Here is an 11,413-nt window from a genome sequence, read left to right on the forward strand (position 1 = left end):
AGGACTCGTTTCGGTTATCTGCGGGAAACCAGCATCCATGCGATGGAGGCACTCACGTTCCAGCCGTTGCGAGCGGGACCGGAAAGGAAGGACGGCGCAGATTCGTGAAGAAAGGAAGCAGAGCCACCCACGCGCATCAATCCCTTCTGCCAGTGAAGATCAAGTTGCGTGAAAAGAAAATGGCTGTGAGAAGGCGCTGAAGCCGGATGAGCAAGATCCCATAAGGCCATGTCGTCACGGAATTCCCGAATTCCATGGACTAGGATGCAGCGACCCTTCCCTTGGGTTCCCACGGGGAAACCCAGATCCAGCGTACGGGTGATGGCATCTCCTCCGAAGGCCATGCCCAGGAAGTCCCCGAACCGCGTCTGTCCTGACACGTAATCCCAATGAGAGTAGGTGCGATATCCTCCTCCATTCCAGGGAATATTGACTGTGTCGGCATATTCCAGTCCCAGGCTCCATCCCAAGGGCCACACAGCTTGTACTCCCACCACATCGTTGACGTGATCGAGGGAGGGGGCTGCTTCCTGATGACCATTTCCCCAGATGCTGTCGCCATCCGAAGAAAACCAGCGTTTAGGGCCTCCTCTTAACTCCCTTCCATCGTGCCTCAGGTCATTTCCTACGGCCTCCAGGGGATGCCGCAGGAAGTCTTTCCACTGCCAGTTCACATTTTCTGCCCCGCGGCTGAGATAGAAGGCTAGCCCATCGGCTTTGATCGCTTGGGCGAGCGAGGGGATCCGCACCCGTGCTTCAACATTCGCCACGGCGTTGGAAATGGCTTTGAAGCCGCTCAAGTCTGGATGAGATGGATCTCCGCTGGCTTCCGTGCGGGCGATGTTCTCGGCTCCAAAGAAACCGAGCACGTAGTCGTCGACTCCATAGCCTGCGGTTGTGCGACTGCCATCCCGACGGACGCCGCCCCACATGGAAATCACGCCCATGTTCAATTCGACATGAGGTCCGAAGGCTCCTTGCAGCCGAAAGCCGCTAAGACTGGGGCGCCTTATGTCGCCTTTCGTTTCGAGAAGCTGTTTTTGGGTCTCGGGGTTTGACATCCACGCGGGGAGTTCCCGATCCCATTCGAGTCTTCCGAGAAAGGCTTCCGCTTTCCAGCGTCCAAGGGGAACGTGGAAGATGCTCATCTCTTTCCAGGGCGTCTCGGCGCCTAGCCGCGGGAAGGGCCGGTACGATGTTCCCAGCAGGTAACCGCCCGTGAGCCCATAACCCCATTGGAACGGCTGCTGCTCCAGGAAAAAACGCCAATTCCCGTCCGTTTTGAAAGAGATTCCGCCGCGTTGAAGGGATGCTTGGCTGCGTCCTCGCTGTTCCATGGCCAGGAAGGTGCCTTCCACCGACCATCCGCCCGAGGTCAAAAAGCCTTGGATTGCGGCGCCTCCTCCTCGCACCGCCGTTCCAAATCCTTCTCCTCCCAACAAGGGCACGTAGCTGGAACCTCCTCCGCTGCCTGCCAAGCCGGCCTCCAGGCCCATGTTGTTCACGGGAGAAAGAAGAGGTTCGGGGGCTCCTCTCGTCCACGCGAGCCAAGATTCCCGAATGCGAAGCGCTCCATCCTGAAGGATGGGAGCTTGGGCATGCCCTTGACCTCCAACCACCAGCAGGGAGAAAAACAGGGCTTTGGATCTTGCATGTAAGAGCATGCTTCACGTTATCGAAGTGGCCTGGCTTGATCCACAATAGAGTCCATGCTCCACGACTCCCCTTCCACCTTCGGCCGGACCTTTCGAGTCCTCACGTTCGGAGAGAGCCACGGGCCCGCGGTGGGGGTGGTGATGGATGGGGTGAAACCCGGGCTGCCGTTCGATCTGGAGGCGATCCAGAAGGAGCTGGACCGGCGGCGGCCGGGGCAGTCGGATCTGGTGACGCCGCGGAAGGAAGCGGATCGGCTGCAGGTGCTGAGCGGGGTGTTCGAGGGCCGCACGACGGGGCATCCCATCGCCCTGGTGGTGTTCAACGAGAACCAGCGGAGCGGCGACTACGCGGCCATCGCGGATCTCTTCCGGCCCGGCCACGCGGACCTCGCCTATCAGCGCAAATACGGCCTCCGCGATCCGCGGGGGGGCGGGCGCAGCAGCGGGCGGGAGACCCTGGCGCGGGTGGCGGCGGGCGCCTGGGCCAAGCAGCAGCTGGCGGCCCTGGGCGTCGTGGTCCGGGGGGTCAATCGGGAGATCGCGGGCATCCGCGGCGTGGCGGTGGAATGGCCGTTCGTGGAAACCAACCCTCTGCGGAGCGGCGATCCCGCGGCCTATCCCGCCCAGAAAGCTGCGGTGGAGGCGGCCCAGGCCGAGGGCGACAGCGTGGGCGGGGTGTGCGAGGTGTGGATCGAGGGCCTGCCGGCCGGCCTGGGCGATCCGGCCTTCGCCAAGCTCGATGCGCTCCTGGCCTACGCCTGCATGTCCATCGGGGCGGTGAAGGGGGTGGAATTGGGCGCGGGTTTCGACAGCGCCCGCCGCCGGGGCAGCGAGAACAACGATCCTCTGGGCCCCGACGGGCCGCGGAAGAACGACGCCGGCGGGACCCTGGGCGGCATCAGCACCGGCGCGCCCGTGGTGGTGCGGCTGGCGGTGAAGCCCACCAGTTCCATCGCCAAGGCGCAGGAGACCATCGATCGGGAGGGCCGCTCGGCGGTGATTTCCACGCGCGGGCGCCACGATCCCTGCATCGCGCCCCGCATCGTTCCCGTGGCGGAGGCCATGTGCGCGCTGGTGGTGTACGACGCGTGGCTGTCGCAGCAGGCCCTTCGGGAAGATGCGTTGCCGCATCTGGAGGAGTGGGACTGGAAGGCCGTGGAGACTGCGTCTCAGCGCGATCCAGCCGATGGTTGTGATGACGACCACTTTCCGGACGGCATGACGAAGCGATGACCGAAGAGGGCCGCGCCCTATCGATGATGGGGTCCGATATGGAACCCGTTCTCGTCAGCTTCCACGCCCCCGTCCACGAGCTGGACGTGGTGGCCCAGCATGTGGTCCGCGACGGCATTCCCGCCCGGCTGCGGGAGTGGCAGCGGCGGACCGGCGCCCGGGAACTGGTGTATCTGGCGACCTGCCAGCGGGTTCTGTGGATGATCTGGGGCGGCGATGCCGCAGCCCTGGACCCGGGGCCGGGCGCCCGCCGCTACGAGGGGGAGGATGCCTGGGTCCACCTTCTGGCCATGGCCGCGGGGCTGGAATCCGCCAACCTCGGCGACCGCGAGATCCCGGGACAGATGAAGGACTCCCTCCAGCAGGCCCGCGAGGTGGGCGTGGCCGCGGAGGAAGCGCACGCGGCGTTCGAGGACGTGATCCGCGAGGGCCAGCGGCTCCGGACGCGACTGGGGCTCGCGGACGGCAACGTCAGCGTGGCCACGGTGGCGCTGAAGCACCTCTGCGAGGGACTGTCCGTGGGGTCGTCGGTGGCCCTGGTGGGCGTGGGCCCCATGACCCAGTATCTGGCCCAGCGCCTGCCGGAGCGCGGTTTCCGGGTGGCCGTGGCGAACCGCACCCGCGGCAAGGCCCACGACCTGGCGGATCCTCTGGGGCTGGCGGTGGTGGATCTCGCCCGTCTCCAGCGCGACCCCGAGGGTTTCGACGCCATCGTCAGCGCCACCGCCGCGCCGGAGCCGATCTTCACCCTGGACGCCTGGGCCACCCTCAAGCGTCCGCCCCTCCGCATCCTGGATCTGGCCCTGCCGCCCGATTCGGAGCCGGGGCTGGAGCAGCTTCCCTGGGTGCACCGGGTGGACCTGACGGCGTTCCTGGCCCAGACCGCCACGGCCCGCGCCCAGCGCGCGGAAGCGGCTTCCAAGGCCGAGGCCTTCCTGGTGGGCGCCGCCGGTCGGCTCCGCCACCGCGCCGCCGCCCGCGCCCACAAGCGCCGCCTCGCCACCTCCCAGGAGCGCCTGGACACGGCGTGGGGGGCTCTGGAGAACGAGGTGAAGGCCCTTGAGGACTCCATGCACGGCCTGGACGAGGCCCAGCGGGAGGCCCTCCGGGAGATCCTCACCCGCGGGCGCACCCTGGCCTTCCGGGCGCTGATCCAGACCCGCCCCAAACCCGATCCCAACGGAGAGGCAGCCATTCCATGAGCACGGAGAAGCACGTCACCGTCGCCACCCGCGGTTCCGCCCTGGCCGTGGGCCAGGCCGAGCCTCTGGTGAGGTTCCTCGAATCCAAGGGCTACGAAGTCTCCTGGCGCAAGTTCTCCACGTCGGGTGATCAGTGGCTCCAGGGCCCCCTCGACAAGCAGGTGGGCGGCGGGTTCTTCACCAAGGAGCTGGAGGACGCCATGGCCGCCGGGGCGGCGGACCTCCTCATCCACAGCCTCAAGGACGTCTCCCTGGAGCGCCCGGCGGGGATCGTGCCAGCCTGCATCCCTCTTCGCGAGGACCCCGCGGATTGGCTGGTGATGCGGCCGGACGCCCCCGAGGACCTGCTGATCGGCACCAGCGCCGTGCGCCGGGAGAAGGTCCTGCGCGAGCTCTTCCCCAAGGCCCGCTTCACCTGGATCCGGGGCAACGTCCAGACCCGCCTCCAGCGCGTCCGGGACGGCGTTCTGCGCGACGAGCCCCTCCACGCCACGCTGCTGGCCGCCGCCGGTCTCAAGCGGCTGGGGCTCGACCTCTCCGGGCTCACCGTGCGCCCCCTCACGCCCGACGAACTGCCTTCGGCGCCGGGGCAGGGGGCCCTCCTGGCCGAGGCCCGATCCGATCGCCCCGACCTGGTGGAAGCCCTGGCGGAGATGCACGATGCGCTGACGGCCCGCTGCGTCACTCTCGAGCGGCAGGTCCTCGCCGGGATCGGCGGGGGCTGCCAGCAGCCCCTTGGCGCCCTGGCCACGCCCCAGGCCGACGGAAGCCTCCTCCTGCGCGCCGCCTACGCGGGCGATGCGGGCCTGCGCCGAGCGGAAGCGCGGGGCACCGACGACGCGCGCCTCCTGAAGACCGTCCTCGAAGGGCTCGGCCTGTCATGACCTCCGCGGCTCCCTCCCCGCGGCTGGCCCTCGCCCGGCCGGCCCAGCACCCCCTGGCGGACACGGTCCGCAAGGCGGGGTGGGAGCCCGTTCCCTACGCCTTCACGAGCCTCCAGCTGACCTCTGCTCCGCCGCCGATGTCTTTCGCGGAGATGGACGCCTTCGTGGCGCTGAGTCCCTCCGGCGCGAAGGTGGCGGCCCCCACGCTGCCCCCGGCGACCGTCTGCCTGCTTCAGGGAGCCGGCACCGCCGACGCTTTGGGCCGCGAGGATCTGGAGATCCACCTGCCCGAAGAGGCCCGGGCCGAAGCGCTTTGGAACCTGCTCCAGGCTCGCTTCCCGAAAGGCGGGGATTTCGTCCTCGCCCGCGGCGAGCGCAGCCGGGAATTCCTGGAGGCGGCCGCCAAGGGCACTCCCTGGCGCATCCATCCGTGGGTCACCCACCGCGAAGCGGCCCGCGTTCCGTTTCCCGCCCTGCCGGACGTGGAGGGCGTGCTGGCCCTCAGCCCGCTGCAGGCGGAGATCCTGGCGCCCGTGGCGGCCGGCGTTCTGCGCTTCGGCTGGGGCGAGGCCACGGCCGAAGCGTTCGAGCGCGCCGGCGCCCCCGCCCACGCCCATTGCGATCCCAAGCCCGGCCTGCTGTGGGCCATGCTGGCCCAGCAGCTGGCGTTCCATCAGAGCCCGAAGGAGGAGTCCCCATGCTGAACCGCTCCCGCCGCCTCCGCACCAGCGCCGCCATGCGCAACCTCGTGGCGGAAACGGATCTCCGGCCCCGCCACCTCGTCCAGCCCCACTTCGTCCAGCCCCATGCCGGCAGCAGCGACATCGCCAGCCTGCCCGGGATCGTCCGCGCCGGGGTGGAGGACACCGTCCGCCAGGTGGAGAAGGACCTGAAGAAGGGCCTCGCCAGCGTCCTGCTGTTCGGCGTGCCCGACGCCGATGCCAAGAGCCCCGACGCGGCCTCCGCCTGCGATCACGCGGGCGTGGTCCCGGAGGCGGTAAAGGCCCTGAAGAAGGCCTTCGGCTCCGACCTGATCGTGATGACCGACGTCTGCCTGTGCGGGTACACCAGCCACGGCCACTGCGGGATCGTGGACGACGACGGCGTGGTGCGCAACGACGAGACCCTGCCGATCCTGGCGGAGATGGCCCTGCGCCATGCGGAAGCGGGCGCCGATGTGGCCTCCCCCAGCGACATGATGGACGGCCGCGCAGCGGCCATCCGCGCCAAGCTCGACGAGAACGGCTTCACGCAGACCAGCATCCTGAGCTACGCCATCAAGCACGCCGGCGCCTACTACGGCCCGTTCCGCGACGCCGCGGACAGCAGCCCCAAGTTCGGCGACCGCAAGACCTACCAGATGGATCCGCGGAACGCCCGCGAGGGCCTGCGGGACGCGCTTCTCGACGTGGAGGAGGGCGCGGACATGCTGATGGTCAAGCCGGCCCTGCCGAACCTGGACCTCATCTGGCGCCTGCGGGAGGCCCAGCTGGCGCCCATCTGCGCCTACCACGTGTCCAGCGAGTTCAGCAGCGTCAAGGCCGCCGACCGCCTCGGCTGGGTGAACGGCGACCAGCTGATGTACGAGCACCTCATCGCCATCCGCCGCGCCGGCGCCGACATGATCGTCACCTACGCGGGCCGCGAGGCCGTGGAGAAGGGCTGGATTTCCTGAATTTGAAACCGCAGATGACGCTGATTTCGCAGATGGGAATCGGCCGCTTTCATCTGCGCTCTCTGCGACATCCGCGGTTAATCCCTAGAGGTTTTTCATGAGCAACGAGACCCTGTTCCAAGAGGCCCTGACGCACTTTCCCGGCGGCGTCTCGAGCCCCGTCCGCGCCTTCCGCGCGGTGGGGGGCACGCCCAAGTTCTTCAAGAAGGCCTCGGGCGCGTGGTTCGAGGACGAGGACGGACAGCGCTTCCTGGACCTCTGCATGTCCTGGGGCCCGCTGATCCTGGGGCACGCCCATCCCGACATCCTGGCGGCGGTGAACGAGGCCATGCACGAGGGCCTCACCTTCGGCGCCCCCAGCCGTCGCGAGTTGGCCCTGGCCCGCCGGATCAAGGAGATGGTGCCCTTCGTGGAGAAGATGCGCTTCGTCTCCTCGGGGACGGAGGCCGTGATGTCGGCCCTCCGCGCGGCGCGGGGCTTCACCGGCCGCGAGCGGATCCTGAAGTTCGAGGGCTGCTACCACGGCCACAGCGATGCCCTCCTGGTGAAGGCGGGCTCCGGCCTCGTCACCTTCGGCGCCCCCACCAGCGCCGGCGTGCCCAAGGCCTTCGCCGAGCTGACCTCCGTGGTGTCCCTGGACGATCTGGAAACCCTGGAGCGGACCTTCGCGGAGATCGGGAACGAGCTGGCCGCGGCCATCATCGAGCCCATCCCCGCCAACAACGGGCTGCTGCTTCAGCGCCCCGAGTTCCTCAAGCGCCTGCGCGAGCTGTGCACGAAGCACGGAGTGGTCCTCGTATTCGACGAGGTCATCAGCGGGTTCCGCGTGGCGCCGGGCGGCGCGGCGGAGCGCCTGGGGATCACGCCGGACCTCGCCACCTACGGCAAGATCATCGGCGGCGGGATGCCGGTGGGCCTTTACGGCGGCCGGAAGGACATCATGGGCGTCGTGGCGCCGGACGGCCCCGTTTATCAGGCGGGCACCCTGTCGGGCAATCCCGTGGCCATGGCCGCGGGCCTCGCCACCATGGAGAAACTGACGCCTGCTTTCTACGCGGGCTTGGAAGCGAACGCCGAAGCCTGGGCCGCGGCCTTCGAGGCCATTCCCGGCCTCCGCTGCCCCCGCTACGGGAGCCTGCTGTGGCCCCTGTTCCAGGACGGCGTCCGCCGCAGCGACGCGGTGCAGGGCGAGGCGATCAGCAGCTTCAACCGCCTCCACCGGGCGCTCCTCGACCAGGGCGTCTACCTGCCGCCCAGCGGCTACGAAGTGGCCTTCCTCGGCGCCGCCCACGGCGAACCCGAACTGGCCCACTTCAAGCAGGCCGTGGCCGCCGTCGCCAAGGAATTTTAGTTTGGAACCGCAGATGGCGTTCGCGGTTTTCATCTGCGCCACCTGCGACATCTGCGGTTAAGAATTCAGGAGTCTTCATGCAGCCTCTTCTCCATGTGCTCAACGGCAACGCCCTCGACAAGCCCCCGGTCTGGTTCATGCGCCAGGCGGGGCGGTTCCTGCCGGAGTACCGCGCCGTGCGGGCCAAGGCCACCTTCGAACAGCTCCTGAACGACTCCGATCTGGCGGCGGAAGTGACGCTCCAGCCCATCCGCCGCTTTCCCCAGATCGACGGCGCCATCATCTTCAGCGACATCCTGGTGATTCTCGACGCCCTGGGCTGCGAGGTGACGATTCCCGAGGGCGGCCCCCGCATCGGGAAGACGCTGGATCAGATCGACATCGACCGGCCCCTGGACGAGAAGGTGTTCGAGCCCGTCTGCGCCGCCATCCGCAAGGTGAAGGCGGAATTGCCCGCCAAGGTGACGATGCTTGGCTTCGCGGGCGCCCCATGGACGCTGCTGGCCTACGGCATCGAAGGGAAGGGCAGCAAGAGCTGGGCGAAGGCCAAGGCCTTCCTCCACCAGGAGCCCGTGCTCGCCCGCAAATGGATGGACAAGCTGGCCGACGCCGCCGCCCGGCTGCTCAACCTGCACATCGGAGCCGGTGCCCAGGGCGTACAGCTCTTCGACACCTGGGCGGGCGAACTGGACGCCGACGACTACGCGACCTTCGCGCTGCCCGCCGTGGAGCGCACCCTGTCCCAGGTGACGGCCGCGCCGACGCTGTTCTTCGCCCGGACGGGCTACCTGCCGGATTCGCTGAACCAGCTGCCGTGCAAGGGGCTGGCCGTGCCCTGGCAGGTGCCCATCGCCGAGGCCCGCCGCCGCTTCCCCCAGATGGTGCTCCAGGGCAACCTGGACCCCGTCGCGCTGCTGGCCGGCAAGGAGACCGCCACTCGGAAGGCCCGCGCCATCGTGGACGCCATGAAGGGCCACCCCCACATCTTCAACCTGGGCCACGGGCTCACCCCGGAGACCGATCCCGCCGTGGTCGGGGCGGTGCTGGACGAAGTAAAGGCCTGAAAAAGATCACCACCAAGACGCCAAGACACCAAGAAAGACACTGAAAAAAAGATTCTTGAGCAGTTCTTGGTGGCTTGGTGCCTTGGTGGTAATCAGTTCTCCCTCAGTTTGATCGGATCCTCCCCATGACCCAGCTCGCCGATCTCATCCGCCGCTACGACCGCCCCGGCCCGCGCTACACGGGCTATCCCATGCCTCCCGCCTGGTCCGACGATTTCCCGGAGGCCGAGGTCCTGGCGGCCGTGGAGCGGGCCAATGCGCGGTCGGACGAGGCCCTGTCGCTGTACCTGCACATCCCCTTCTGCCCGCGCCGCTGCGCCTACTGCGGCTGCAACGTCGTCGTCAGCCCCCAGTACGATCCCGTGGAGAGCTACCTGGAGGCGGTGACCAAGGAGTTGGATCTGGTCTGCGCCCGGCTCAAGGACCGCCGCAAGGTCCTCCAGCTCCACTGGGGCGGGGGGACGCCCACCTACCTGACGGCCCCCGACCTCAAGCGGACCTTCAACCTGTTCAAGGACCGGTTCGAGTTCCAGCCGGGCGCGGAGATCGCCATCGAGGTGGATCCCACCTTCCTGGAGCCGGACCAGTTGCCGACCCTCCGGGAGCTGGGCTTCAACCGCGTCTCGTTCGGCGTGCAGGATCTCGACGAGAACGTGCAGGCCCTCATCACCCGCGGCCAGACCTGGGATCACACCCTCACCGCCATGCGCCAGTGCCGGGAGCTGGGCTTCGACGGCGTGAACCTGGATCTGGTCTACGGCCTGCCGGGCCAGACCATGGACACCTTCCGCCGGACGCTGGAATCCACGCTGGAGCTGTCCCCCAACCGGATGGCCATCTACGGGTTCGCCTACCTGCCGAGCATCATGCCCTTCCAGCGGAGCATCCCCGCGGAGACGCTGCCCTCGCCGGCCCTGCGGCTGGACCTGCTTCTCCTGGCGTCGGACATCCTGGAGAAGGCGGGCTACGTGGCCATCGGGATGGACCACTTCGCCCATCCGGACGACCCCATGGCGAAGGCCGTGCAGGAGGGCCGCCTGATCCGCAACTTCATGGGCTACGCCGTGGCCGCGGGGACCGACCTGCTGGGCTTCGGCCCCAGCGCCATCTCCAACGTGGGCGGGGCCTACGCCCAGAACGAGAAGATCCTCGCCAAGTGGGAGCGCAGCATCACGGACGGCCACCTGGCGATCCACAAGGGCCACCGCTTGTCCGAGGACGACGAGCTGCGGCGGTGGCTGATCCATCGCCTGATGGGGCACTTCGAGCTGCGGTGGGAGGATCTGAACGCCCGCTTCGGGGTGGACGGCCCGGTCCTGTTCGCCGACGCCGTGGAGCAGCTCCGGGCGGAGATCCCCCAGGGCACCGTGGAGATCCGGTCCGAGGGCATCTTCATCACGCAGCTCGGGCGCCGCTTCGTCCGGAACCTGGTGCAGCCCTTCGACGCCTACCTGGCCCGCCTCAGCGCCAAGACGCCGTTCTCGCGCACCGTCTGAGACCGTCTCCGATCCTTGGATTGCGATCAGGAGCTGAAAAGCATTCTCACCACCAAGGCAAGGGCACCAAGAGGAGCGTCAGGACCTGACTTCGCTTCTCTTGGTGCCTTCGCGGCTTGGGGGTGATCTTTATCTTTTGGATGCAAATCCGTCTGCGGCCGACGCGGACCGTCCTTGAATAGCTGACCCAAAGGCCTACATTGAACGCCGTGGAGACCCGCCCGCTGGGGCCGGCTTCGTTTCCGCGGCCCCTCCGGTGGTCTCCGCGAATCCGCCTGGCGATCCAGGCGCGTCGCGGAGGGTTCCATGTCCCGGTTGTCGCTGCTCCTGCTTCCCGTTCTGGCGCTCCAGGCCCAGGACGCTCCCGCGCCCGGCGCCGTGGAGGTGCGTCCGGGAATCTTCGTCCTGGCGGCGGCGCCCGCCGAAGGCATTTCCCAGGCGCTGAAGCGGTACCGATTCACCCACGTCCTCGACCTGCGGCGGGACGAGGAGCCCGGCGCCGACTGTCAGGCGGAGGCGGCCCGGCTGCAGGAACTGGGGATCCAGTACCAGCGCTACGCCCTGGGGAAGGCTCCGCCGGACGGCGATTTCGATTTCGTCAGGGCGCTGCTCCGCGACCTGCCGCGGGGCGCCCGGATCCTCATCCACTGCAGCAACGGCAACCGCGCCGCCGCGGTCGTTTGTCCGTGGCTGGTGCTGGATCGGGGCATGCCGTTGACCGAGGCCCTCCGCGTGGCAGGAGAAGCGGGCCTAAAGCTGCCCGAGACCCAGGAGGCCGTCCGGCGCTACCTGCGGAAGCACGGCCAAGCCTGAAACTGGAGCTCACGGCTCTTTGCGTTCAAAGAAAAAGATC

General features: G+C 68.1%; 10 protein-coding genes. 9 read left to right on the forward strand and 1 reads right to left on the reverse strand.

From position 1 onward, the window contains the following. Window positions 1-14 precede the first annotated feature (14 nt). Window positions 15-1,496, reverse strand: coding sequence for a capsule assembly Wzi family protein (locus RAH39_RS06195; protein WP_306591936.1), 1,482 nt, complete (start codon window positions 1,494-1,496; stop codon window positions 15-17). 213 nt (window positions 1,497-1,709) lie between these two features. Here RAH39_RS06195 and aroC point away from each other — a divergent pair, with 213 nt between their 5' ends. From aroC to RAH39_RS06240, 9 genes are all read left to right on the forward strand, one after another. After that, a complete protein-coding gene (gene aroC, locus RAH39_RS06200) occupies window positions 1,710-2,888 on the forward strand; it encodes a chorismate synthase (RefSeq protein ID WP_306591937.1) in 1,179 nt (392 codons plus the stop codon). Between the two features lie 38 nt (window positions 2,889-2,926). After that, on the forward strand, window positions 2,927-4,090 hold the full coding sequence (locus RAH39_RS06205; protein WP_306591938.1) for a glutamyl-tRNA reductase: 1,164 nt from the start codon (window positions 2,927-2,929) through the stop codon (window positions 4,088-4,090). Continuing rightward, window positions 4,087-4,974, forward strand: coding sequence for a hydroxymethylbilane synthase (gene hemC / locus RAH39_RS06210; protein ID WP_306591939.1), 888 nt, complete (start codon window positions 4,087-4,089; stop codon window positions 4,972-4,974). Before RAH39_RS06205 ends, hemC begins: the two co-directional genes overlap by 4 nt. Continuing rightward, on the forward strand, window positions 4,971-5,678 hold the full coding sequence (locus RAH39_RS06215; RefSeq protein WP_306591940.1) for a uroporphyrinogen-III synthase: 708 nt from the start codon (window positions 4,971-4,973) through the stop codon (window positions 5,676-5,678). Before hemC ends, RAH39_RS06215 begins: the two co-directional genes overlap by 4 nt. Further along, the gene (hemB, locus tag RAH39_RS06220) at window positions 5,672-6,649 is read left to right on the forward strand and encodes a porphobilinogen synthase (protein ID WP_306591941.1); all 978 of its coding nucleotides are present in this window, start codon (window positions 5,672-5,674) and stop codon (window positions 6,647-6,649) included. The genes RAH39_RS06215 and hemB overlap by 7 nt, the downstream gene beginning before the upstream one ends. A 97-nt stretch (window positions 6,650-6,746) precedes the next feature. Beyond that, window positions 6,747-8,000, forward strand: a complete 1,254-nt coding sequence (locus RAH39_RS06225; RefSeq protein WP_306591942.1) for a glutamate-1-semialdehyde 2,1-aminomutase — start codon at window positions 6,747-6,749, stop codon at window positions 7,998-8,000. Window positions 8,001-8,077: 77 nt separating this feature from the next. Beyond that, window positions 8,078-9,064 (forward strand): uroporphyrinogen decarboxylase, encoded by a 987-nt coding sequence (hemE, locus tag RAH39_RS06230; protein WP_306591943.1) that lies wholly within the window; start codon window positions 8,078-8,080, stop codon window positions 9,062-9,064. A gap of 125 nt (window positions 9,065-9,189) precedes the next feature. Next, entirely contained in the window at window positions 9,190-10,560 is a 1,371-nt protein-coding gene (gene hemN, locus RAH39_RS06235) for an oxygen-independent coproporphyrinogen III oxidase (RefSeq protein ID WP_306591944.1), read from the forward strand. Between the two features lie 306 nt (window positions 10,561-10,866). Next, on the forward strand, window positions 10,867-11,373 hold the full coding sequence (locus RAH39_RS06240) for a protein-tyrosine phosphatase family protein (RefSeq protein WP_306591946.1): 507 nt from the start codon (window positions 10,867-10,869) through the stop codon (window positions 11,371-11,373). The last annotated feature ends 40 nt before the right edge of the window (window positions 11,374-11,413 follow it).

The organism is Geothrix sp. 21YS21S-4, from assembly GCF_030845995.1.
GTDB lineage: Bacteria > Acidobacteriota > Holophagae > Holophagales > Holophagaceae > Geothrix.